The organism is Agrobacterium tumefaciens, assembly GCA_025560025.1.
Taxonomy (GTDB): Bacteria; Pseudomonadota; Alphaproteobacteria; order Rhizobiales; family Rhizobiaceae; genus Agrobacterium.
This window is the reverse complement of record CP048487.1, coordinates 81129-103914: the sequence shown is the minus strand read 5'-3', so window position 1 is coordinate 103914 and position 22786 is coordinate 81129. Positions and strand designations below refer to the sequence as shown.

General features: G+C 61.3%; 21 protein-coding genes and 2 pseudogenes. 7 read left to right on the top strand and 16 right to left on the bottom strand.

From position 1 onward, the window contains the following. Positions 1-2: 2 nt before the first annotated feature. Positions 3-248, bottom strand: coding sequence for a hypothetical protein (locus FY152_24160; GenBank protein ID UXS35262.1), 246 nt, complete (start codon positions 246-248; stop codon positions 3-5). 85 nt (positions 249-333) lie between these two features. Then, positions 334-528, bottom strand: coding sequence for a hypothetical protein (locus FY152_24155; protein UXS35496.1), 195 nt, complete (start codon positions 526-528; stop codon positions 334-336). A gap of 573 nt (positions 529-1101) precedes the next feature. Between FY152_24155 and FY152_24150 the strand changes: the two genes are divergently transcribed. Further along, on the top strand, positions 1102-1440 hold the full coding sequence (locus tag FY152_24150) for a WGR domain-containing protein (GenBank protein UXS35495.1): 339 nt from the start codon (positions 1102-1104) through the stop codon (positions 1438-1440). A gap of 651 nt (positions 1441-2091) precedes the next feature. Here the strand turns inward: FY152_24150 and FY152_24145 are convergent. From FY152_24145 to FY152_24135, 3 genes are all read right to left on the bottom strand, one after another. Then, a complete protein-coding gene (locus FY152_24145) occupies positions 2092-2415 on the bottom strand; it encodes a DUF736 family protein (GenBank protein ID UXS35261.1) in 324 nt (107 codons plus the stop codon). Between the two features lie 617 nt (positions 2416-3032). Next, positions 3033-3431 (bottom strand): type II toxin-antitoxin system VapC family toxin, encoded by a 399-nt coding sequence (locus FY152_24140; GenBank protein ID UXS35260.1) that lies wholly within the window; start codon positions 3429-3431, stop codon positions 3033-3035. Continuing rightward, entirely contained in the window at positions 3428-3694 is a 267-nt protein-coding gene (locus tag FY152_24135; GenBank protein ID UXS35259.1) for an antitoxin of toxin-antitoxin stability system, read from the bottom strand. Before FY152_24135 ends, FY152_24140 begins: the two co-directional genes overlap by 4 nt. 304 nt (positions 3695-3998) lie before the next feature. Between FY152_24135 and FY152_24130 the strand changes: the two genes are divergently transcribed. From FY152_24130 to FY152_24120, 3 genes are all read left to right on the top strand, one after another. Next, positions 3999-4484: a DUF2384 domain-containing protein gene (locus FY152_24130; protein UXS35494.1), complete on the top strand. Its 486-nt coding sequence runs from the start codon at positions 3999-4001 to the stop codon at positions 4482-4484. Next, a complete protein-coding gene (locus FY152_24125) occupies positions 4481-4990 on the top strand; it encodes an RES domain-containing protein (protein ID UXS35258.1) in 510 nt (169 codons plus the stop codon). The genes FY152_24130 and FY152_24125 overlap by 4 nt, the downstream gene beginning before the upstream one ends. A gap of 112 nt (positions 4991-5102) precedes the next feature. Then, a complete protein-coding gene (locus tag FY152_24120; GenBank protein UXS35257.1) occupies positions 5103-5381 on the top strand; it encodes an HU family DNA-binding protein in 279 nt (92 codons plus the stop codon). 48 nt (positions 5382-5429) lie between these two features. On the opposite strand, the gene FY152_24115 is transcribed toward FY152_24120, so the two are convergent. The 3 genes and pseudogenes from FY152_24115 to FY152_24105 form a co-directional block, all read right to left on the bottom strand. Next, entirely contained in the window at positions 5430-6371 is a 942-nt protein-coding gene (locus FY152_24115) for a DUF2493 domain-containing protein (GenBank protein UXS35256.1), read from the bottom strand. 377 nt (positions 6372-6748) lie between these two features. Further along, positions 6749-7784 (bottom strand): annotated as a pseudogene (locus tag FY152_24110) (DNA primase). A gap of 5 nt (positions 7785-7789) precedes the next feature. Further along, positions 7790-12262, bottom strand: coding sequence for a methylase (locus FY152_24105; protein UXS35255.1), 4473 nt, complete (start codon positions 12260-12262; stop codon positions 7790-7792). Here FY152_24105 and FY152_24100 point away from each other — a divergent pair. Next, positions 12255-12647: a hypothetical protein gene (locus FY152_24100; GenBank protein UXS35254.1), complete on the top strand. Its 393-nt coding sequence runs from the start codon at positions 12255-12257 to the stop codon at positions 12645-12647. The genes FY152_24105 and FY152_24100 overlap by 8 nt on opposite strands. Positions 12648-12797: 150 nt before the next feature. On the opposite strand, the gene FY152_24095 is transcribed toward FY152_24100, so the two are convergent. After that, on the bottom strand, positions 12798-13205 hold the full coding sequence (locus FY152_24095; protein UXS35253.1) for a hypothetical protein: 408 nt from the start codon (positions 13203-13205) through the stop codon (positions 12798-12800). A 61-nt stretch (positions 13206-13266) separates the two neighbouring features. Continuing rightward, positions 13267-13503, bottom strand: a pseudogene (locus FY152_24090) (hypothetical protein). Between the two features lie 251 nt (positions 13504-13754). Between FY152_24090 and FY152_24085 the strand changes: the two are divergent. After that, positions 13755-14945, top strand: coding sequence for a DUF1173 domain-containing protein (locus tag FY152_24085; protein UXS35252.1), 1191 nt, complete (start codon positions 13755-13757; stop codon positions 14943-14945). Between the two features lie 37 nt (positions 14946-14982). Here the strand turns inward: FY152_24085 and FY152_24080 are convergent, their stop codons facing one another. The 5 genes from FY152_24080 to FY152_24060 all read right to left on the bottom strand — a co-directional run bounded on the left by FY152_24080 (position 14983) and on the right by FY152_24060 (position 20907). Next, positions 14983-15981, bottom strand: a complete 999-nt coding sequence (locus FY152_24080) for a hypothetical protein (GenBank protein UXS35251.1) — start codon at positions 15979-15981, stop codon at positions 14983-14985. An 86-nt stretch (positions 15982-16067) separates the two neighbouring features. Beyond that, positions 16068-17258 (bottom strand): DUF932 domain-containing protein, encoded by a 1191-nt coding sequence (locus FY152_24075; protein UXS35250.1) that lies wholly within the window; start codon positions 17256-17258, stop codon positions 16068-16070. A 155-nt stretch (positions 17259-17413) separates the two neighbouring features. Further along, a complete protein-coding gene (locus FY152_24070) occupies positions 17414-17836 on the bottom strand; it encodes an antirestriction protein (GenBank protein UXS35249.1) in 423 nt (140 codons plus the stop codon). A gap of 198 nt (positions 17837-18034) precedes the next feature. Beyond that, positions 18035-18691, bottom strand: coding sequence for a hypothetical protein (locus tag FY152_24065; GenBank protein ID UXS35248.1), 657 nt, complete (start codon positions 18689-18691; stop codon positions 18035-18037). Positions 18692-18759: 68 nt separating this feature from the next. Beyond that, on the bottom strand, positions 18760-20907 hold the full coding sequence (locus FY152_24060) for a ParB/RepB/Spo0J family partition protein (GenBank protein UXS35247.1): 2148 nt from the start codon (positions 20905-20907) through the stop codon (positions 18760-18762). Positions 20908-21379: 472 nt separating this feature from the next. Here FY152_24060 and FY152_24055 point away from each other — a divergent pair, with 472 nt between their 5' ends. Next, positions 21380-21724, top strand: coding sequence for a hypothetical protein (locus FY152_24055; GenBank protein ID UXS35246.1), 345 nt, complete (start codon positions 21380-21382; stop codon positions 21722-21724). A 56-nt stretch (positions 21725-21780) separates the two neighbouring features. Here FY152_24055 and virB11 read toward each other — a convergent pair whose 3' ends face one another. Next, positions 21781-22782: a P-type DNA transfer ATPase VirB11 gene (gene virB11 / locus FY152_24050; GenBank protein UXS35245.1), complete on the bottom strand. Its 1002-nt coding sequence runs from the start codon at positions 22780-22782 to the stop codon at positions 21781-21783. Between the last annotated feature and the right edge of the window lie 4 nt (positions 22783-22786).

The following is a 22786-nucleotide window of genomic DNA, read 5'->3' as shown; positions in this document are numbered from 1 at the left end:
GCTCAGGCGTTTTCGTGCGCGTCGTATTCGGCCTCTGTCGGCCATTTCGTTGCCTTCATGACGGCCAGTGCCGCGTCGATCGCCTTGCGCGCCTCGATCAGGTCGTAGTGTCTATTGGACGGATCGGCATAGATGCCGAAGCCATTGACGATTCGGCCGTTAAAACCACCTTGCAACCTTTCCAGCGCGGATGACACGTGCTCCAGGATGGAGTTTGTCGCGGCTGCCGCTTCTTCAATGGATGCCATCTTATTTTCCTCGTTGGAGATGGTGCGATTTTTTGAACATAGCCCGACCGACCAGCGAAATCGAGCCGAACTCTTTGCTGATTGTTCAGCCGCGGTCACCGCGGCGGAACCGTGCGGACGTATCTTCCAGGCCGGGCGGCGTGATCCAGTCGAGAAAGATCGTGTATCCGATGGAGAAGCCGGCGAAACCGAAGGTCATCAGAATGAAGGCCCAGAACGGCATACCGTTCGCTGCCTCGGGCTTGACGAAGGCTGCAATCGAGAGCGGCACCATGACGATTGCAGCCACCATCGCCATCCCGGTTAACGGGCGAAACATGCTGAGAATGTAGAAGGCGAGACACCACGCGGTGTAGAGGGTCGCCTTCGTCAGCCCGCCGACGATCAGGAAGAGAAGTCGCGCGATGGCAGGAAACGATCGCCGGGTGTTGCGGGGCTCCGTCATCTCGACTCGATTTCGGCGGCCAGCGGCGTTGTCGGCATTGCGGGCTCCATCGATAGCGGAATTCCGATCGCATAGGATTCTAAACCGAAGCTGCGGCCAAGGGCAAGAACGAGGTTGATAGAGTGGTACAGGAGGATATTGGCGACTATCGCAAGGGTGCCGAGTCCTAAAGTGCTTGAGGGACCATGGTCGGCGCAGTCGTTGCCACGCGCGAGGAGCAAGCGCTGAGGCGTGGCGGCCGGTCGATGCGGTTTGCCCGCGAGAGTGATCGTCACCAAAGGCCGAGACGACAACGTCGGCTCGGGGAGCGACGAAACGGCGCGAGTAGAGCACGGTCGGCCAGCGGCCGGCTCGTCCGAACACTGTCCGCGCCAACGGCCACCGCATCACCAAGCAGAGATCACAAAAATGAATCGATGCAGGCGTTTCGATTCAAAACTGTCGTTGGACCGGGTTCCCACGATCGGCGATTCTTGGGCCATGCTTGCTCAACCTTACCAGCTCTATATCGAACGCACGGACCCAGCCAGGAACATGGCGCGTTATTATGCGCTCTCGATCGAACCGACCTTGTTCGGCACTTTTTGCCTGACCCGCCGATGGGGCCGCATCGGTTCGAGCGGACAATCAATCGAACATCACTTCGACGGGGAAAAGGAGGCCGTCGCCATGTTTCTCAATCTCCTATGCCGGAAACGGGCCCGCGGCTACAGTCTGAAGACGATCAGGCATCAGCGCATCGGTTAACGAGCGCTACGGTTGGCGCTGCCCCTGCAGGTTGGATGCAAGGAAGGGCAGAGTTGTCCATTTATACGCGCAACGGCATTGGAGCCAGGCTTGCCGGTCGATCCGGCGAGCCCGGCTTGGCGATGCGGCAAGCGCCTCCCTCAGAAGGGAGGCTTCTCACCCCGCAGATCCTGCGTCAGTTCATCGATCCAGATATTGAGTTCGGCAACCGCTACTTCCAGCTCCGCCTCTATTTCGCGGCGCTCCTCGCGGTCCCAGCAGTTTCTGAGTTCGGCGCGCAATTCTTCAATGTGATGTTCCAGCGTCATCTTCGTCTCCTTGAGATTTGTGAAAGATGACGTCGGTGGGCGTGAGGATTGGGCCGGGTCAAGGATCGCGGCACGCGACCGCCGGAGGCGGCGAGCGGAGGAACCGATTTTCTGACGGCGCCCTTCAGGGCGTCGGCTGAAAATTGGAGGGGCCGCGATGTCCTTGAGGCGGCGCGATGCTCGCGGCAGACTTGGTATTCTGAGCAGACAGGGTTTGGTCTCGTGTGGCACCAGAAGGAATGATCGCGGGCTCGATGCCCGCGATCATTTCAGCCAATTGTTCCGGCGGGCTGGCCGCACACGCTAGAGCCGGCCCCGATCGCTCGGGGCCGATGCTCGCCGTTCAGTTCGGGTTGTTCCAGAGGATCACCTTCTTGCTGGGATCGCCGCCCGGTGCCTGGGCGAGGTTGCCGAAGATCACGCCGATCTCGGGGGCCTCCAGCTTCACCGAGAGGTATTCCTCGCCGGTCTGCCGGGCGATGCGGTTCCAACCAGCGCCGATCTCGAAGCCGGTCTTGCGGTGGATGACGCGGTAGTCGGGGGCTTCCTCGCTAGCCTTGCTGGCGTTCGGGATGATGGCGATCGGGGCGTTGACCCGGATGGTGGCGAAGACGCCTTCGAGGATGCCGTCGGTCTTCTGCGTCAGGGTTGCGATCGTGGTGGCCATGGTTGTGTCTCCTTCGGTTGCTCGGGACCATTTCCCGATGGCGCACGAAGAGACGGCCGATCTGCTGCGGTCAGCTCGGACAAAAATTTTGCGAAATTCTATTTTCCGCCAGAGGGAAAATACCGAAATCGAATTTCGCAAAAATTTTGACCGAGTCTTACCCCTTCAGGGGTTGGCCGCAAAAGCCGGCGGTCGTCTATACGAGCGACATAAATTCGGGAATGGTTCGGGGCAACTGAAGGGTGCGTTAACCCATGGCTGCCCGGCCCAGCGCTGCGGGATGTTGGCGTCGCGCCTCATGAGCGCTTCGCCGCCGTCCGGGTCAATGTCGCGCCCTCGCCTGGTCTCAACTGTGACATGCGGACGAGCACGCCTACTGCCAACATCAGACATTGCGTGTCCGCGCGATCGGCACGGTGACCGCACCGCGGCCTTCAGACTGTTTGCAATATCGGATGACGCAGCTCGCGTAGGGCATCGGCTTCGGGCTTTCGCCCATTCGCCTGGCAGCGCCCGGCCGTCAGAGCGGTCCTTATCCGCCCGATACACCGCTATAGGCAAGCGACCCGCCCGCACGATCGGGGCCGGCTTCATCGTCAGATTCAACCCCGCGAAAATCACAAGGCGCTAGGATCCGAGCACGTCACGAAAGGAATACCGTAAAGCGCCACAGTCCGATCCTGCGAAACGAAATGTGCGCCCTCCACCACGGCCTGTGCCATGAGGAGATGATCGAAAGGATCACGGTGATGAAGCGGAAGAGCGGCAAGGGCGATAAGATGCGCATCTGAGATGTCCAGCCGATCGAAGCCCTGAGCCGGCAAGATCGCAAGAATTTCTTCTAGATCGGCATCGAGTTTGCCAATCCGAAGCTTCACTGTGATTTCCCAAAGGGAGACAACGCTGACAAGAACGTCGTTCTCAGAATCGCCGATAAGGCCACGCGCATGGTTGCCCAGCTTCGCGTCATCGTTCAACCACCACAATAGGGCATGCGTATCGAGGAGAAGCCTCACGCCTCGTCTTCCATCGCGGCCAGGACGTCCGCCGGCAAGCTGTCGAAGTCTTCAGCAACTTTGATCTTGCCGCGCAACGCGCCAGGTTTGCGAGCTACAATTTCCTTTGATGGTGGCCCAATCTCCGCAACGACCTTATGATGGGAGGTGAGGACAAACCGCTGGCCATCCTCAACCTGCTTGAGGAAGGACGTCAGATTGCCGCGAAACTCCCGAACGCCGACACGGCGGGGAGGTGATGTCTGTGGCCGGGACTGAGGCATTACGGGGCTCCATTTAAGCGGCAAATGTGTACACAATTCCTCAAAAATGCAAGAGATTCCTCAGCAAGGTGAGGAGTGGCGCTTTCGAACGGAATGCCCCAACAAGAGATCGTCGGCACCGCAAAATTTTCTAATCTGCGACGTTGCAAAAGTCAGTAAAGCAAGTTTCGCTTTAATCGAATATTCACGAAAAGCGCGTGACGAGCCCCGCCGATTTCATGCAAATCGCCGGGTTTGCCTTGTTACTTGAAATGCGCGGCGACAGATGTCATATTTGGAACGACAGATGACACAGGAGACAGTGATGGCGGTCGCAGCAGAAGCACCTTCTTCAATGACACGCGGCGGGGAACTGCAAAAGATCGAGGCCCTACTCGGTGGCGCTCGCGTGCTGTCGCGCCGGCTGACAACAGCGCTCGACGCACATGAATTGCTGCTGATCGGCTTACCGGCCTCCGCAATCGATCACCTCGTCGGAAGCCTGGTCTTTATTGGGAAGACCGAATCCCTCGAAAAGGCCGTCGGTATGAGCCTCAGGACATGGCAACGCCGAAAGGACGCGCCGTCCAAGCCGCTCAGCCAGGAACAGAGCGGTCGGGCATGGAAGTTTGCCGAAATCCTGTCGAAGGCGACGGATGTGCTGGGAACGCAGGCGGAAGCTGAGCAATGGCTGGAGCGTCCTGCCATCGGGCTCGATCAACGCCGCCCGATCGACCTGCTCGGAACGCCTGCCGGCGTCGAGCTGGTTGAGGACTATCTGGAACGGCTCGAATACGGCGTCTATGCATGACGCCTTTGCCGATTGCGCTTGGCGGGTCCGAGCTGATCGCGTGGCGGCTCGACCAGGCCGCTTATGCTCCCACATGGGATAGCGGTGAAGGCGCTTACCGTGTCGGCGGTCGCTGGAACAGCAAGGGCGTGCGGGCAATCTACTGCTCCATCGACCCGTCGACGGCGATCCTTGAGGTCGCGGTCCACAAGGGTTTTCCTGCGCTGGACACAGTCCCACATATCCTGACGGCCGCTGTCATCGCCGACACCGCCGCGGTGCATATCGTCGATCCCGCCACCGTTCCCAATCCGAACTGGCTCCGGCCCGGTATACCGAGCGCTGGTCAGCAGGCATTTGGCGACGACCTGCTGCGACAGCATCGTTTTGTCGCAATCCCAAGCGCGGTGTCCACCCATAGCTGGAACCTGATCTTTGTCGCGAGCCAAGCGGCTGACAGCTATTCGCTGAAGTTCCAGGAGACCTTCGCCCTTGATACCCGTCTCCACCCGCCGGCGGCGGTCTAATCGCTAGAACTTGTGGAAAGGTGACTAAGGCAGCCGCGAGTGAGGCACGAACCGCGTGACAGCGGATTATCCGGGTGGAAAGGATTTCGTTCCGACAGAAAAGGGAGTTCATATGACCACAACCAACGAAATCGCAGACAAGATCGCCGCCGAACACAGTCTGACCAAGGCTCAAGGCAAAGCTATCGTTGAAGCCGTATTTTCGGCCATCACGGCCGCCACAACGTCCGGTGCGGAAACATCCATCCCCGGCTTTGGCAAGTTTAAGGTGAAGGACGCACCGGAGCGCGAAGCGCGCAATCCGGCAACCGGGGCGATGATCAAGGTCGCCGCACAGAAAAAGGTTGCGTTCACTCCGGCGAAGGCGCTCAAGGACGCGCTGAACAAGTAGTCTCGGGCAAAAGACGAGGGCGAGATGGCGTCTCGAAGACGATGGCGCTCACGCGCCATCTCCTTTGAGTTCCCAGACATTGATGCCGAGCCGACGGGCCTTATCGCGCAGGTTGTCGGTAATGCCGGAACCGGGGAAGACGATGACGCCCGATGGCATGACCGATAGCATGTCGTCGTTACGGCGAAACGGGGCGGCCTTGGCGTGCTTGTTCCAATCGGGCTTAAAGGCGATCTGGGTGACCTTGCGGGCATCGGCCCAGCACGCGGCGATACGCTCGGCGCCTTTCGGCGAGCCGCCGTGCAGCAGGATCATTTCCGCGTGCTTGGCATGGACTTTGTCGAGGGCGGCCCAGATCCGGTCGTGATCGTTGTAGTCCATACCGCCGCCGAAGGCGATCTTGGTTCCGGCCGGGATCAGCACGGTGTTTTCGGCGTGCCGGCGGGCAGACAGGAAATCTCTGCTATCGATCATCGCCGCGGTCATATTGGCGTGGTTGACCTTGGAACCGGTGCGCGGCCGCCATGCGGAACCGGTCTGCGCCTCGAAGAGATCAGCTGCATAGTCGCGCATGAACTCGAAGGCGTTGCGGCGTTCGAGAAGCGTGATGCCCTCGGCGACATGGCGCTCAAGCTCGACGCTTTTTACCTCAGAGCCGTCCTGCTCGCGCTGGCCGGTGCGCTGGGCGTCCTCATTGCGCTGAAGTTCGCGCTGGATACGCTCGCCGGCGCGGTGGAAGAGATTGACCGTCGACCAGAGAAGGTCTTCGAGATCAGGCTCCAGCCGCGTGTCGCCGAGCATCTCGAACATCGCTGAGAACATCGCGGTCAGCGCCGACTGGACCATTGGCTCCTCCGGTAGCGGGCGCGGGTCGGGCTCGTCCTGGAAGGGGCGGTAGCCATAGACTTGCATCTCGTAGATGACACGGTCGGTCGGGGAAGACGCGTGGTCGGGTTCGAAGGTGTCGTCGATGGGAAGGGTAAGGTTCATGATCGTCTCCGTCAGTTTGGGCCGCGCCTCTCGCGGCCTGACGGCGATCCCTGTCCAGGCGGCGGGAAGGCCGGAACCGCGAGCGCAGCGAAGCGGCCCAGCGCAGCGCCGGGCGGTTGAGGGAGGGTTTCTTGGGCCGCGAGGAGCGCCGGCTGCCGCATCGGTCCGAAACCGGGAACCGGCTTTCGGAACAGCCGATGCGGATTAAAAAAGCCGGCGCGGGGAAGAAACCTGACCGACCCGCTGAAGGCCTGACAGCCGCCTGGTAAGGGTCGCCTCTCGGCAGGCCCGTAGGCGCGCCACCAGGACAGAGACCGACAGGACCGGCGCTGCCAGCCACGCCCAGGCCCCACTCCTGTGTCCCCTTCTCGGCCGCACTACGAGGGCAGAATGAGCCTGACGTCTTCCGGTGCGAGTTGGCCTCGGAGATTTGCGATGAGCCGGTCCGGTCCAAGCCGGCGCAGATCCTCGTTGAAGTCGCCGAGATCCGGTGTGAGCACAAGCGGCAGGATACCGAGCGCCTGCACTCGGCGGCTCAGTCCCTCGATCCCATTCCGGCCGGCGGCATCCGCGTCGGCGGCTACGTAAAGACGCAGACACCCGGCTGGCGGCCGAAAGGCGGCGAGGTGATTGGCCGTCAGCGCCGAGACCACAGGCATGCCGGGCATCACATGCGAGAGCGACAACATGCTTTCAAGCCCCTCGCCTGCCCCCATGACCGGGACGGGGCCGTCAACGGGAAAGCGGAACCGCACGGCGTTGCCGAGCAACCCGCCCAGCGCGCGGCGGGGATCCTCGACCCTTGCTTTGCCGTCGCCGTCAGGATCGAGCCAGGTGCGATGCACGCCCGTAACCGTGCCCGCCTGGTCGGTCACCGCTGCGATCAGCGCAGGATAACTGCGGGTTCCGCCGCTGACGAGATCGCGATAGTAGCAGGACGGGTGGAACCGGAGCGAGGAATGCAGAGATGCGCGCAGGATGCCGCGTTGACGCAGATAGCTGTCGGCCAGAGTGCCAGCGAGCGGCTGCGTCATTTGGAACAGGCGTCTTGCACGTTCCGCGGCCGGTCTTTCAACCGGCTGGCTCGAGCCTGTCATCCCCGCAGGAAGAGACAGGGCTGACCCGCGGTTCGTTGAGGAAACGCCGGGCCTCGTCTGCAACATCGCGAAAGTCGATCAGTCCGCAGGTCACCCGCACGAGGTCGAGCAGGTCGCCATATTGAGCGGTCGCCGCATCTGCCCACCGCCCCGCCCGCGGGCCCGTGAGATGAACGTAGAGAGACTTTCCCTTGCTGTTGGCGACGTCGCCGACGACCCAGTAATTGCCGGCCCGGCGGCCGGCAGAGAGGTAATGGCGGCAGACCGCCTCGGCATCGCGCGCCAGACGTTCTGAAAGTTCGGAAGCTGACAACATGGCAGTCAGCCCCGCCCGGCGACATCGATGATACGATGCAGTTCGATGAGGCGCGACAGCACGGCCTGTCCGTCATTCGAGACGGGAATGAAGAAGCGAACCTTCCAGGCAATCATCTCGGAAAAAAGGCCGATCGATCTCAGCCTGTCGCGCATCCCGTCGGTGAAGCCGGCAAGCTCGATGCGATAATCGTTCATCACCCGAACGCGCCGCAGCGTCATATTGCCCGCGAGCGCGACGACCGCGGAACCGCCGAGCAGCGATTCCCACACCTGCGCGGCGCTGACGACTTCTGTCCGATCGAGCCCGAAATTCCGGCAAAGCCGGGAAAGCCCTTCCGAAGAGATCAGGCGGCCGACGATCCGCTCGCCCTCGTCGGTCTCGAGCCGATAGACGCGGCAATAATCCTGCGGCAGCAATTTCCAGATCGGCAGCAGGAGGCCGGAGACCACATGCATGGTCGAAACCGAAAACTCGGGGAGATCGGCGACTTCTGAGCTCCAGGCAGCGGAAAAGCCCTGCTCGTCCACTTCTTCCCAGTTGGTTTCCTCGAGCTGGCGCAGCTCGAAACGGATTTCGTCCATCGGCCGGATGAGCGCCACGCGCGGCTGGACCGAGCCATCGTCGAGCATGATCGAACGCGTCGGGATTTGCACGGCAGCGCGGCCGGACTTGCCGTTGATCATCAGCTTTGCCCGTGGGTCGCGCTGAACAAGCCTCAGGGCGTCGGCAATCTGCATCGGCTGATTGCGATCCATGCGTTCGATGGTCAATAGATGCGACTGAGCACCGGTCACCGGATGAGTGTAAACCAGTCGCCTTTCCTTCACCGTCATGCGATCCGCGACCAGCGTCTCGAGGCCCTTGTCATAGACGCCGGCCGCGATTGCGCCCTCGATGCGGGCGGCCAGCAATTGCTCGAAAGCATCAAACAACAGGTTCTGCATTTCGATCGTCAGCGCCAGCATGCGGTTGAGGAAGGTATGGATCGGCGGCAGCTCGTCCTTCAGACCCCCCTCTTCCGCGCTGAGCGAAAGCCCGGTGATCGTCTCGAATTTTTCGAGCGAACAACCGGCGACCCCGCCGCTGTGGATCAGCTTGTAAAACTGCCGCAGCGCATCGCGGGCATATTGGGATTCAAGATTATCCTCCGAACGAAACATGCCCTGCCCGCCCGTCTGGCGCTGGCCGCGGGTGATGGCGCCGAGCGTATCGAGACGTCGGGCGATGGTCGACAGGAAGCGACGCTCGGCCTTGACGTTGGTGGCGATCATGCGGAAACGTGGAGGCTGCGCCTGATTGGTGCGATGGCTTCGGCCGAGACCCTGGATCGCCACGTCCGCCCGCCAGCCTGCTTCGAGAAGATTGTGCAGGCGCAGGCGCTGGTTTTTTGCACCGAGGTCGGCATGATAAGACCGTCCCGTGCCGCCGGCTTCCGAGAAAATCAGGATCGGCTTCTCGTCGTCCATGAAGGCGCGGGTCTCATCGAGATTGGCGCTGCCCGGCCGGCTTTCGACGGCGAAGCGGTCGATCGTGCCGCCGTCATCGCGGCGGACGATGCGGCGCGTGCGACCGGTGATCTCAGCAACGCGATCTGTGCCGAAGTGCTGAACGATCTGGTCGAGGGCGGTCGGGATGGCCGGCAGGCTGCCGAGCCGTTCGAGCAACGCGTCGCGGCGGGCGACGGCTTCGCGGCACAGAACAGGGTTGCCGTCGAGGTCATAGACTGGCCGCGACAGGAGATTGCCCTCGGTGTCGGAATATTCCTCGAAGAGCTGGGTTGGGAAGGAATGGTTCAGATATTCCGCAACGATCTCGCGCGGCGTGACATCGACCTGGATGTCGCCCCACTCCTCCGTCGGTATTTCCGCGAGCCGGCGTTCGGTCAGGGATTGGCCAGTCGAAATGATCTGGACGATCGCTGCATGCCGCTCCGCCAGGTCCCTGGTCGTCGCGTCGATCAACGCCGGCGTCTTCATGGACGTCAACAGGTGACTGAAGAAGCGCTGCTTCGAGCTTTCGAAGGCGGAGCGGGCGGCGGCTTTGGCGTTTTTGTTGAGCGTTCCCTTGCTGCTGCTGATACCGGAGGCTTCAAGCGCCGCGTTCAGATTGTTGTGAATGACCTGGAACGCTTCGGCGTAGGAATCGTAGATGCGAACCTGTTCCTCGGTCAGCTCGTGTTCAAGGATGTCATATTCCACACCCTCGAAGGACAGGGAGCGCGAGGCGTAGAGGCCCATTGCCTTGAGATCACGGGCAAGCACTTCCATGGTCGCAACGCCACCGTCCTCGATCGCGGCAATGAACTCCGATCGCGTCGAGAAGGGGAAATTCGTGCCGCCCCAAAGGCCAAGCCGTTCAGCATACCCCAGCGATTCGACCTCGGACGCGCCGGTCGCCGAGACATAGACGACACGGGCATCCGGGAGAGCACGCTGCAGGCGCAGACCGGCACGGCCCTGTTGTGAGGCTGCCTTGTCGCCGCGCTCGGACTTTCCGCCGGCGGCATTGGCCATCGAATGCCCCTCGTCAAAGACGATGACGCCATCGAAACCTTTTGCGTTTCCTGTCGCGGCTTCGCCGCTGACCGCCTCTTGACCGAGCCAATCGACGATTTGCTGGACACGCGATCGCTTCCCCTCGCGTTCATCCGTGCGCAACGTCGCGAACGTCGCGAACAGGATGCCTTCATCGAGCTTGATCGGTTTGCCCTGGCGGAAGCGTGACAACGGCGTGACCAGCAGCTTCTCCTGGCCGAGTGCTGCCCAGTCGCGCTGGGCGTCCTCGATCAGTGTCTCGGATTTGGAAATCCACAGATGGCGGCGACGACCCTTGAGCCAGTTATCAAGGATGATACCGGCAGCCTGCCGACCTTTGCCTGCACCTGTGCCATCACCCAAAAACCAGCCCCGGCGAAATCGGACAGAGCCCTCATCCTCCGGTTTGACGGCTTTGAGGTTGTCGAAACTGGTGTCGACGGACCAGTGACCGGCGAGGTAACCCGAATGGGCCTCCCCGGCATAGATCACGCTTTCAAGCTGGGCGTCTGAAAGGTCGCCGCTGGTGATGACGCGCTTCGGCAGGTGCGGGCGATAGCTCGGCTTGGGCGGCGCGACCGATGCCATGGCGACAGATTCGACGAGCTTGTCCGGATGCGGTTTTGCGTCCGGAATGCGGATCGCCTGCAGCCGATAAGGCTCGTAGATGCCCTCAGTGCCGTCGCAGCGAGTCATCACTGCCGCATCGCAGAGTTCGTAGGAAAGTTCGACCACGGCATCATCGACGCGTGGGGACAGTGCGGAAACAGGGCGCGGCGCGCGAGTAGCGGAGAGAGGACGCCCGATTGTTGCCGATGCGCTAGCGGGCCGCAGGGTAGATGTGTTTCGGGCGGCCATCTTCGCCGCGCTGGCGCTGGCCGTTCCGTTCAACGGAGCGCCGATCGAGTTTGACGCGGACAACGGCGAGCGAGGCTGCAGGCTGGAAGTCCACGTCAGCAGGGTCTCAAGATCTGGGGCGATGCCGTGGGAGGCGACGAGGCTCATCGGATCGGCGGCAGCGATCTTGTCGATCACGGTCAGGCGGGTCTCCATCGTCGTGCCGTGCCGGGCATATACGGAGCCATCGATTGCGGCGCTGAACGAAACCGTGCCACGCTCCTGCAGGCGGACGAAGGCGTCGCGCCATGTCAGATTGTCGGGAGAGAGGCTTGAGCCGGTGATCGCAACCAGTCGTCCGCCGGGGGTAAGTCGTGCGAAGGCGGAGGCGAGGTGACGCCACGCGGCGTCTGCGATTCGGCCTTCGACATGAACGCCGGCGGAAAACGGCGGGTTCATCAAGACGACGGTGGGCCGGATGGAGCGATCGAGATAGTCATCGATGTGGGCGGCATCATGCTGCGCCACGGCCGACCCGGGAAAGAGCAGTTGCAGAAGACCGTGGCGGAGGGGCGCATATTCGTTGAGAGACAGGCGCGCATGCGCGAGTTCGGCGAAGATCGCCATCAGCCCGGTCCCGGCGGAGGGTTCGAGCACGGTATCATCCGCCACGATGCCGGCGGCACGGGCGGCGATATAAGCCAATGGTACCGGCGTCGAAAATTGCTGGAGTCGCTGGCTTTCCTCGGAGCGCCGCGTATGGGTCGGGCTCAAACCCGCCACCCTGGCCAGCATTGCCAGCGTTGCCTGCGGTGCATTTGCGCGGGCGGTGATCGCCGCGCCGAACTTGCGCAGAAACAGGACCTGCGCCACTTCGGTCGCCTCGTAGGCGTCTTTCCATGACCAGAAGCCTTCTGCATCCGAACCGCCGAAGATGTCCGTCAGAACAGTGCGAAGATCGACTGCGCCGATGGACCGGCCGCCCTCGAGAGATGGCAGAAGCGCGTCGCCAGCCTGAACGAGTTTGCATGCTCGGCTGGTGTGATGGGCGGTTGCGAGTGAGGCGCCGGTCGAGCTTGTGGCGCGGGAGGGAACGATGTTCATGGGTAACCCTGTCGAGAGCGGGAAAGGACTGGCCCGCCCGGACGCTCTCCAAGCCCCGGCAGACCGCCCTTTTCCGGCCCCTCTCTCCCTCCAGGCGCTCGATGCGACAGGCGCCCCGCCTTCAGCCGGGCGCAAGCTTCAGATTTTCGAATGCCGCAACACCGGCGACCGACACGGCGTGCAGGACGGCGTTGCCGCCGGCCGCGATCCAACCGGCCGCTTCCTCGGCAGACAGCTCATGGACATGGACGAAATGTCTCTCGGCCGTGGCGCGTTGACGCTCGAAGGCGTCGCGGTCCTCGAAGACGTAGAGGGTATCGCCCGGGCCCGTCCCAATAAACGATGGCGAAGCAGACGGGCCGAACGGCCTGGGACCGGTGATTGAGAAACACCGGTGCGGCCGGTGCAGAAGCCGGGCTGGGGCAGTCGAGTACAGGCCTGGTCATGATGCTCTCCTGAAAATGCCGAAAGCCCGGCACTCTTCGAAGCACCGGGCCTGGTTGGAAGAAAGATTGGTGGGGGTCTCCCCGGAGCGTCAGCGCCGGCCGGAGACCGCGCCTTCGATAAAGACCTCATCGAGGTTGACTTCGAGAAGCTTCAGGATCCGGCCGTCAACAGCAACGCATTCGTTGATCCAGTTGTGATCGAGCTTGCTGTGCCGACCGAACCGTTCGGACGGCACGTAGACGATCGTGAAATGCGGATGCTCTCTGCCGTCGGATGCAAGATGGACATAGGGGCCTTCAACCCCGATCACCGTTCCGCCCGTACCGTACGACGTGCGGATCACCGTGCCGGGATGGACGAGTGCAGCGACATCCGGCGCACCGGTAGGCGTCGAACGATAATGGCCGGGGTCGGGCGCCCCGAGCTCTGCCGCGTAGAGGGAGTGAGCGAGGTAGTGCGGCTGTTCGCCGGGCCGGGGCTTACGCCTGATCCGCATTGCTCTCTCCCCTGTCGTCAACCGCCGGCGAGCGGCTGTCGGATAGATCCTGACCCGGCGTCAGAAAGCCTTGAGGATTATCAGGATCGGGCGGCAAATAAGCGTCGTAGGGGTCGCCGTCGGCAAGATGCCCAAACGGTGTGAACACCCGGTCTGTCCCGTCGTGACCGACAGCGCACAGGACATAACGAGGTTCGCTCGTCCGGCAGTCCAGGCATTCCATCAGGACGAGGTTACCGTCTGCGGCTGCGCGCAACAGGGTGTCGAAATTGGTCCTGGCATGGTTGGGTATTGTCATTTTATCCTCCTGGCGGAATAAGCCCGGCATGCGCAGGGCGAAGGGTTTCGAAATGCCGGTGACCGTCGATCTCACCACTGGAAGGTGTGGGAGATATCGCGCTGTGCTCCGTGGCGCTCGGACGTGTCGCGCGGCGGCCAATGCTCTGTTCCAGGCCGAAGTCGCTGAGGTCGCAGCGCTTTACTGTCTATTTTTAGATAGTAAAATATGTCGTAGTCGCGTAGCTTCGAGGACCGAACGGGAGAGCATAGGTGCGAACATTCACAATCGATGGTCGGGTGATGGAAGAGTCGTCGCCTGAATTGCGAATATTCCTTCCGCAGGCCTACGAGCATCGGCTCCGCCCGATGTGCATGTGCAAGGAACCGTCCGTGCCGATGTACATCGCGAAAGTCGATGAGCTGTATGTCATCAAGCGAATGCCGCTATCGGGACGCGATCATGATTCCGCATGCCCCTCCTATGAGCCTCCTTACGAGCTATCCGGCCTGGGGCCGCTGATTGGCAACGCGATCCAGATCGATGCGAACGGCAAGGCCGACCTGAAACTGGATTTCTCGCTGACGAAGCGCGGGCCTCGCGCGGCACCCGGTGCGGTAAGCGAAGCTTCCGAACACGGCATTCGCAGCGAACCAAAGAAATTGTCGTTGCGGGCAATGCTGCATTATCTCTGGGAGGCGGGCGAACTGACGGAATGGCGTTCGACCTGGGCCGGCAGACGCGGCTGGGGCCGGGTGCGAACAAGCCTTCTGAACGCGGCCGCCCAGATGACAGCCAGAGGCACGACGTTGGCCGACATGCTCTTCGTGCCGGAAGTGTTTCATGCCGAAGACAAGGATGAGATCGCCGCCCGGCGTGCAGCGGTGCTCAAGGGCGTGCAGGCGACCGGCTTGGGTCCACGCAAGCTGATGATGATCGTAGCGGAAGTGAAGGAGTTTACTCCCGCGCGTGAGGGGCAGAGGATCGGCATACGGCACATGCCTTTTCCGCTGATGATCGAGGACGGCGCATGGCGGCGGCTCGCCGCGCGTCATGAGGTCGAGCTTGAACTGTGGCGCTCGAACGAGGCATTCCATCTGATCGTCATCGCCACCTTCGGCGTCTCGGCCGCCGGCATTGCGGCGGTCGAAGAGGTATCGCTGATGGTGGTCAACGAGCACTGGCTGCCCTTCGAGGATACCCACGAGCTGCGGCTTCTGGAGAAGCTCGGTCACCTCAAGCGAAAGAGTGTCAAAGGCTTGCGGTTCAACCTGCCACGCGATGCGCCCATTGTGTCGGTGACACTGCCGGAGCAGAAACCGGCTCCCGTCGCCATGTTCATCGTTCCGCCGAGCGCCGGAGAGGATTATGAACAGGCGCTTGCGGAGATGATCGAGACGAGGCCGGAGATCACGCCCTGGGTCTGGCGGGTTGCGGAGGGCGAAATCCCGCGGCTTCCGTGATCCGCGGACGCTGCGGCTCGGCCGCCAACGCCTTTCCTCAACGGTCGACGTGGCAGGAGGCAGCGGAGCTCGGCCTATATCGCGCGACGACATCCTGTCGATGGCGCCTGACGGCTGCCATCACCTCTTCACGGAGCTCTCCCGGTTCGCCTTCGCGGGACGCCGCGTCCTCGGCCCAGCAGAGGGTCTCGACCAATGCCGGCGCGAAATCGAAATCGAAGGTGAACCCCTCTTCCTCAAACTCTTCGCAGACGTCGTCATAGACGGCAAGTGCGAGGGGTACGATCTCGCGGACATGGGACCGCATCTCCTGCCATCCGACGGCACTCCAGAGCTCCGACATGCGGGCGATGGTGTCCGGGACCGGCCGTTCATCCTGATGCAGACCGCGGAAATAAAGCATCGCCTCCCAGAGGCAAAGAGCCGTCTCGATCTCCTTTACCTTGAATACATCGCTTGCAGCGCTACCGGCCGGAGCATTGTTGTCCCGACAAGAAGGAACCGCCGATGTGGCAACTGGGATGGCCTTGTCCTGAAGTCTGAACCGGCCGAGAATATCTTCGCTTGTGGCGTGATGGACGGCCTTCGCGGTGATCAGCGAAACGCCGGCGCCAAAACTGTCCGGACGGTGCGAGGGGTGGTTCGTCCACTGGATCACGGCGACCTCGTGCAGATCCGGTGATCGCGCGACGATGCCCTGCACCACAAACTGCCACGGGAAGTGGCTTAGATCGATGTCGATCATCACATCGTCTTCGACCGTGTTGCCCCCTGCCGGCTGAAGGGCGAGGATACGGTCGGCGATGAAGACGTTGACCGGATCCCCGGCGTTTCGCGCTGAGGCGCCAAACGCGGCGACCAGCTCGCCGCGCCTCACACGGATCGGATTGGTCGGTCCGACATCCGTGAACAGGACAAGACCCTCTTCGGTTTCGCTGCACTCGAGCACATTGGTGAGGATCAGCATTTCGAGCGGGCTGATGTCTGCCAGCGGAAGGGGCGGATGGCTGTAGATCCTGGTTTCAAGTGTGGTCATGATGTTTCCTTTCCGGGAACGGGAAGAACCCGGCGTGGTGGCCGGGCGATGAAAGCGATGGATGAGGATGGCTGGCAGGGACGTCGTCAGGCAGCGCTTTCCAGCAGTCTCTTCGCCTTGCCCTCAAGTTCCAGCCGGCTGTCCTGATGCGACTTTCCCCGCGCAAGGGCGGTGATGCCCTGCACAAAGTCGAAAATCGACTCCGGCGGTCTCCCTTCCTCGGAAAGAACGGTGTCGATGATCTTGCCGGTTTCGGCCTTTGAGAAGCCACGCTTGCGCAGGAACTCGGAGCGATCCTCCTCGTTTCGGGCGACGATGCGTTCACGGGCGGCGCGTATGCCGGCGATGAACGGTGCGGGCGAGGAGGTGGCGAAGTTCGTCAGCGCCGGGGCGGCTTCGTGGGCGAAGCGCTGGGCAGCGAACTTCGAGTGACGGATGGTAATCTCCTCGAAATTTTCGGCACCCCAGAGATTCCTATTGGCGCACACTGCTCGCAGGTAGAAGCTGGCGATCCCAAGCGTTTTCGAGCCGACCTCGCTGTTCCAGGCATAGAAGCCACGGAAATACAAATCAGGGTCGCCGTTCGGCAGTCGCCCAGCTTCGATCGGATGCGTATCATCGCAAAGAAAGACGAAGACGTCGCGATCGCTGGCGTACAACGTCGTCGTATCCTTCGTGATGTCGACGAAAGGATTGTGGGTCATCGTAGACCAGTCGAGCAGACCGGGAACCTTCCAGATCGTATCGCCTGTCCCATTGCCAGCAATGTTCATGATGGCCGCGATCAAATCCCTGTCCCAGATGCGCCCGTATTCAGGACCGGTGACCGCACGCAACTCCACGCGACCGTCGTCCATCTCGAGCGTCTTCACCATTTCGGCGTTGTGACTGAGGAGCCCGTGCTGCAGATTGATCGCCGCCAGCGGTGCGGGCAGCTGACGCATATAGCTTGCAGGCGCGCCAACCAGGCTGCAGAGCTGACCGTAGCTCCAGTGTGTCGGCGCCACCGGCTCCCGCCCGCCGGGAACGATCAGGGACAAGCGTTCGGCATTGTCGCGGGTTGCTTCGACGCGGATTTCTGCGGTCTCGACTGTGCGGACACGAGCGCGCTCCGTTCGGGCGGTGACCGCGCGATGCAGATCGGAAAGCGACAGATAGCGCTCGTCGTCGGGACGCGAAAACCATTCCGATGAAACACGGCCGATGCGTTCACCGCGGGATATATCGACCCTAAATCCGGCCGATGCCGGTCGCGAATTGGAAATCATGGTTTTCATGATGAAGTCTCCTGAAACGCAAAAGCCCGGTTGAGCGCTCTTGCGACAACCGGGCTGGTGGGATGGACGATGAATTGCCACCGCAAGCCTTGGCTTCCAACGCAGTACGTCGGAACAGAAAGGTGTGCCTCCTGGGAGGGACGAGAGGCTGGTGATCAATCGATCGCCTGAAAGATCTCTGCGGCCTCGGTGTGGTCCGCTGCATAGGCGCAGAGGCGGTCGTAGCCTTCCGAGAGATGCACGGATTGATACTGGAAGGAGAGATGCGAGAACGCAAAGAGCGTGGCGATAATCCCGGCAGCCTCAGCCGAGACTTCTCCTAGGAACCCGGTGATTTCCCCGGAGATCCGAAAACGCGTTTTGGATATCGGAGCAAGGAACAGCGGCTTGCCCTCTTGCTCGTAGAAATTCCAGAACCCGCCGCCATAATCGAGGGGGCTGAGCTGCTCCATGAGGCTGTAGACCGCATTCTCGCCGATCATCAGGAGCGAGCGCCCAAACAGGGTAGGCAGGAATTCCAGGCGGCGCTCGTCGGGGACAATGGAAGCAGTTTGAGGCGTGACTTCAGATAACGACATCGATCTTTCTCCAGAGACGAAACAGGATTGTGACCGGGCACCCTCTCTCCACCACCCGGCTCGCCCCTCCCCTCGGCCCCACTCTTCCTTTTTGAGCTGGCCCTAACCGCCCCCTCTTCTGGTACGAGCAGGAAGGAGGCCGGGCCGGGTTGAACGGAAAGCAGACAGGATTCGAAAGTCAGAGGGGTCCGACAGGACTTAATCTGGATGGAGGCGACGGTAGGCCGCTCGGATTGCTGCCATTGCCGCGTGAAACTCGGCATTGCTTATGGCATCGGAGAGGTCCATTGCGGTTATGATGGACACACAAGCTGATCGGATCTCCGCATCGCTCACGGAAACCGGCGAAAGCCCATCGAAGTCTCGGTCGACCTCGAGGATTGCAGCTATCGCGCTGCGCACGCGCTCCTCCTCTAAACGTGCGAGGATATGACTTGGCATTGGCGCGTCGGCCGGCTCGGTGGGATCGGGCGCATAGGCGAGGATAGCCTCGCCCCGCGCTATCGCCCAAGACGATTTCGCCAGCCAGTCGCCTGACGGAGATCGCGCCGCCTGGACGTCGTGGAACAGCATCTTCAGCAGTCCGAGCAGGATTTCAAAGTGGCGAGCCCGGCGCTGAACGGATTCATCAAACTGAGACGGTATGGTGATCTGCGATCCGGCATAGACGGTGTTATCACCCTCCCAGATGCCGGTGACATGAACCTCGCCCGAAGAGTCGTAGTCTTTCTTCGAAGACTCCCAGTTGCCGTCGCCAAGGGCCGCCTTGCAGGCAGCCTCGGGCGTGTCGGCGATATAGGTTCCATGCCGGAATATCGGCAGGGTGTAGGTCGTTTCGATCGTATAGGCAGGCATGACGGTGCTCCTGAAACAGAGAAGCCCGGCACAGGGGCCGGGCTTTCGTGAGTGAAAGTCGGGGGCCGTTATTCGGCGGCTTCGAGATGCTCACCGTCGATCGAATTGGTAGCCGTTCCCTCGGCTTCTTCATCAACCGTCAGGAAGGCCGGAAGATCGTAATCGGCGGCCTGAGTGGTATCGCCCTCGACACCCGCGTCGACGAGCGTCACACCGGCCTCTGCCTCGCCTGAGACTTGATCGACCGGGAGCCGCAGCACTTCAGGGAGCCATCCGCTGCCTTCGAGCAGCCGGGCAGCCTCGCGCGCCATGTCGGGTTTTTTGAGATGATCGATCAGTTGCGCCGACTGCTCGCCCTTCGCTTCGCGGACCGCCTGCAGGATATGCGCCTTGGTGACACGGCCGAGATAGTTGTCGACCGTCGGCGTCCAACCGGCGGCGACCATGCCAAAGCCGAGCGAATGGGCAAGCTGCGTCGCGTGAGCCGTTTCCTTTGTCCGCCGGTTCCACGCTTGCACGGTGGTGTTCACCGACAAGGAGACGCAATGGGCAAACAGCGCCATGCGGCTATCCTGGTTGAGCGCAATCAGGTAGTTCCAGACCTCGTCGGCGTTGCCGGGAAGGTCATAACCCCAGGATTCCTGCCGTTGTTCGATCTCCTTTGCCCAGATCGTATCGCCGAGCCCCTGCGTCTGGCTGAACGCGGTGTGCTGAAGCGTGATCTCCAGGCACGAGTCCGCTCCGTATCGGTAGAAGATTTTGAGGACCGTGACATGCAGGGCGGCGATGAAAGCCATCACGGGATCGTTCGCCAGCGCGTTGCGTAGCGCAACGGTGCGGGCCGCCGTTAGATCCTCGATGACGCGATCGGAAAGCGGACGAACCTTTCCGTCGTCTTCCTCCGGTTCCCCGATGCCGACAGGCTTGCCGTTGACCGAGATGCCGCCGTTCGCGGGAATAGTACCAGTTTCAGTCTCGCCCTGACGATCGCTCGCGCCATAATCGGCATCTCCGGTTTGGTTCTCTGCCACAGGTTCGTCTTCGGGCCGGACGAAACCACGTTCGATCCTGGGCTCGCCATTGGCCGCAAGCGAGATAAAGGCACCGCCGCGGGCGACGTCTTGGCTGTCGAAGACGTAGGGCCGGTCGTTCAGTGTATCCAGTGCGTTGCCGAGTTCCTCAAGCCGCGCCTCGGTCTCCTCGGAATAGCTCTCCGCCTCGGCATACTCAGCATCGAGCTTGTCGTATTCCGCCTTCAGCGCGTCATGCCGCGCAAGCTCTTCCTCGCTATACTCGACCCGCTCGCCGTAGAAGCGGCGAAGACCCGAGGTGTGGCCGTAGGGAAAGTCGAACGCGGCTTCGACCCACTTCCAGCCTTCATCAGCCTTCAGCGTTTCGGCCTCAGCGGACAGCTTTTCGAGCACGAGCTGCTCGAGCAGCGCCGGATCCTGCAGCCATCCGCCGTTGTCCTGCTCGAACAGGTCACGCATAACGACACCGCCAGCCGCTTCATAGACGTCGATACCGACATAAACGGCGCGACGATCGGAGGCTCGGACCGCGGTTTCGGTCAGCATCCGCCGGATATAATAGGCGTCCTGGTTATGCGACCGAGAGATCGTGTCCCAAACCTGTTCCTGGCGAACGTGATCATTGGTGATGGAGAACGCCATCACCTGGCCGAGCTTCATCTCGTCGTTGGCGTAGACCTCGAGGAGACGCGGCGAGACTGAGGCCAGGCGCAAACGCTGCTTCACCGTGGCGACCGACATATGGAAGCGGGCGGCAATCTCTTCCTCGTCCAGGCCCTGCTCGCGAAGGGTCATGATGGCCCGGAACTCGTCCAGCGGATGCAGATCGATGCGGCTGACGTTTTCGGCAAGTGAATCCTCGACCTCGAGTGTGTCGCCCTTGCTGACGATGCAGGGGATGGCCGCCATCTTTGACAGCTTTTTCTGGTTCACCAGCAACTCAAGAGCGCGGTAACGGCGACCGCCCGCCGGGATCCGGTAGATGCCCGTCTCGTTGCCGTCGCCATCGACTTCAGCGCGGACATTGAGGCTGGTCAGCAGTCCGCGACGGGCGATATCCTCGGCGAGCTCCTCGATCGAGATGCCCGCCTTGGTTTTACGAACGTTCTGCTGGCTCAGAACGAGCTTGTTGAAGGGAATGTCGCGCCCGGCGTTGAGCGTGATTTTCTGGCTGGCCTGTGCCATGTCGTTTCTCCGTGGCGGGTCGGCCGGAGCCTCTCTCCGACAACCTCAATCCGCCACAAACCCTCTTTCCCCCCTCTTCCTCCAACCACGCCCGCCGCCCTCACCGCTCCCGGCCCGTATTTACCGTGTCGCCAGCGGCCAACCCTTCTCCCTCCGCCGCGACCCGTCCCACTCAAGGGGCAAATCCCTTTTTCGACACCATGGTGCGGCAGAAAACTCAGGACAAATACAGTCGGATGTCATAAGCATCAGATTGAAGCGGTACGTGCCGCTTCGGGGCGTGGAAACCCCAAGCGTACTGGTCGGAGGCCAACCAGAATGGCTTCGACTCCTTGACCTTATGGTCGGGGAGCCTGTGGCGTATGCAACAGGCTCTTTGAGCTAAAGGCCCCAGGGATCGAGTACGCTCGGTTTTCCAACTCCCCGATCACCAGGGGTCAATGAGCACGAATGGCGGGGACGTACCGCCTCAATGCTCGAGGAGAAATCGGTGAAAACTCCTTCTTTTACATTCTACACCTATTCCGTGGCCGGCATCCCTCCGGAGGAACGATGGAAGCCAACGGGGATTGCGGAAATCTTTTTTGACAGTCTTGAGGAAGCCCGCAGTGCGGTGATTGCTTTGCGCGAGGACGTTGAGGCCGACCCCGAAATGGAATGGGCGACGACGGTTCTTGAGAAGATGGAGACGGTGCCGTTGGATCGGGCCGCTGTCCTCGCATTGCTAAATGATGGGCCCGGAGGCGTGGTCGCGCGGTGTGAGATCGTCGAGACGTTTGGCCCCATGGTGGCGCGTGGGTCGAGTAGTCGGGTATGACTCTTCTTTTGAAGAGTTCGACACCAGCGCGCGCGTTAGAATAATTGGGCCGGAGCTCAATCTTTCGATGCCCCTGTGAACAACACTTCCGCTAACCGGAATGTACCATTCTCTCGCTTGCACTGCGCCACAACATCAATGCCCGCTTTTAGCATCGTGAGAATGTCAGCGCGATCAATGCCGGCTCCGCCGTCTGACTCCTTGATCAGGAGCGCCAACTGTTCGAAGGCAAGTTCCGCTGAATTGGCATGAACAGTCGTTATCGAACCGGGATGGCCGGAATTGACATTGCGGATATAATAGAACGCAGTTCCGTCGCGGAGCTCCTGTAGCAAGATGCGGTCTGGCCGCATACGAAGACATGACTCCAGGAGTTCACGCGGCCCCACACGGGAAAGACCTTGCCCGCCCTTTGAGTAGAAAAGTCGCACATGATTTGGCTGCGGGATCACCAGCTCAGGCGTGTCTTCGATTGAGATGATCCTCTCGGCTTCGGGGATATGTTTGATGAGCGCTTTCGAAAGGGTGGTTTTGGCTGAACCTGTTGCACCCGAGATGATGATGTTCTTGCGGGCGATGACTGCCTGGCGCAGGAAATCCTTAAAACGACCAGCACGGTAGAGTTCGGTTAACTCCTCATCCCGGGAGGATGGACGATGAGACACTGCGCGCGTTGTTCCGAAGAATCCGTTTGCCTCCAGGTCGTCAAGGCTGAAATCGACCGACGAAGGCTTTCGGATCGTAATGCTGACCGTGTCTTTCAGCGTGGCCGGAGGGATAACGATCTGGATGCGCTCGTCGCCGGGCAGCGTTGCCGACAAGACTGGACGTGTCTCATCGATCGACTGATGAGAAAAACTGGCCACGGCCCGAGCGAGGCGCATGAGCTTTTCGAAGGTCAGTTCCGGTTTATCATAGGTCCGCCAACCGCCTGAACCTTCTGTCAGCACCTGCCCGGGCCGATTCACAATCACTTCATAAAGGGACGGGTCTTGGAGATATGGCGAAAACGGCTTCAAGAGTTCCGTTACAACAGCCGAGTCCTGTCCCTCCGACATTGCC

What these genes read in the sequence shown, in the direction of transcription:
- FY152_24160 (UXS35262.1), bottom strand. Translation starts at nt 248, where the DNA reads ATGGCATCCATTGAAGAAGCGGCAGCCGCGACAAACTCCATCCTGGAG.
- FY152_24150 (UXS35495.1), top strand. Translation starts at nt 1,102, where the DNA reads ATGAATCGATGCAGGCGTTTCGATTCAAAACTGTCGTTGGACCGGGTT.
- FY152_24145 (UXS35261.1), bottom strand. Translation starts at nt 2,415, where the DNA reads ATGGCCACCACGATCGCAACCCTGACGCAGAAGACCGACGGCATCCTC.
- FY152_24135 (UXS35259.1), bottom strand. Translation starts at nt 3,694, where the DNA reads ATGCCTCAGTCCCGGCCACAGACATCACCTCCCCGCCGTGTCGGCGTT.
- FY152_24130 (UXS35494.1), top strand. Translation starts at nt 3,999, where the DNA reads ATGGCGGTCGCAGCAGAAGCACCTTCTTCAATGACACGCGGCGGGGAA.
- FY152_24125 (UXS35258.1), top strand. Translation starts at nt 4,481, where the DNA reads ATGACGCCTTTGCCGATTGCGCTTGGCGGGTCCGAGCTGATCGCGTGG.
- FY152_24120 (UXS35257.1), top strand. Translation starts at nt 5,103, where the DNA reads ATGACCACAACCAACGAAATCGCAGACAAGATCGCCGCCGAACACAGT.
- FY152_24115 (UXS35256.1), bottom strand. Translation starts at nt 6,371, where the DNA reads ATGAACCTTACCCTTCCCATCGACGACACCTTCGAACCCGACCACGCG.
- FY152_24100 (UXS35254.1), top strand. Translation starts at nt 12,255, where the DNA reads ATGTTCATGGGTAACCCTGTCGAGAGCGGGAAAGGACTGGCCCGCCCG.
- FY152_24105 (UXS35255.1), bottom strand. Translation starts at nt 12,262, where the DNA reads ATGAACATCGTTCCCTCCCGCGCCACAAGCTCGACCGGCGCCTCACTC.
- FY152_24095 (UXS35253.1), bottom strand. Translation starts at nt 13,205, where the DNA reads ATGCGGATCAGGCGTAAGCCCCGGCCCGGCGAACAGCCGCACTACCTC.
- FY152_24080 (UXS35251.1), bottom strand. Translation starts at nt 15,981, where the DNA reads ATGACCACACTTGAAACCAGGATCTACAGCCATCCGCCCCTTCCGCTG.
- FY152_24075 (UXS35250.1), bottom strand. Translation starts at nt 17,258, where the DNA reads ATGAAAACCATGATTTCCAATTCGCGACCGGCATCGGCCGGATTTAGG.
- FY152_24070 (UXS35249.1), bottom strand. Translation starts at nt 17,836, where the DNA reads ATGTCGTTATCTGAAGTCACGCCTCAAACTGCTTCCATTGTCCCCGAC.
- FY152_24065 (UXS35248.1), bottom strand. Translation starts at nt 18,691, where the DNA reads ATGCCTGCCTATACGATCGAAACGACCTACACCCTGCCGATATTCCGG.
- FY152_24060 (UXS35247.1), bottom strand. Translation starts at nt 20,907, where the DNA reads ATGGCACAGGCCAGCCAGAAAATCACGCTCAACGCCGGGCGCGACATT.
- FY152_24055 (UXS35246.1), top strand. Translation starts at nt 21,380, where the DNA reads ATGCTCGAGGAGAAATCGGTGAAAACTCCTTCTTTTACATTCTACACC.
- virB11 (UXS35245.1), bottom strand. Translation starts at nt 22,782, where the DNA reads ATGTCGGAGGGACAGGACTCGGCTGTTGTAACGGAACTCTTGAAGCCG.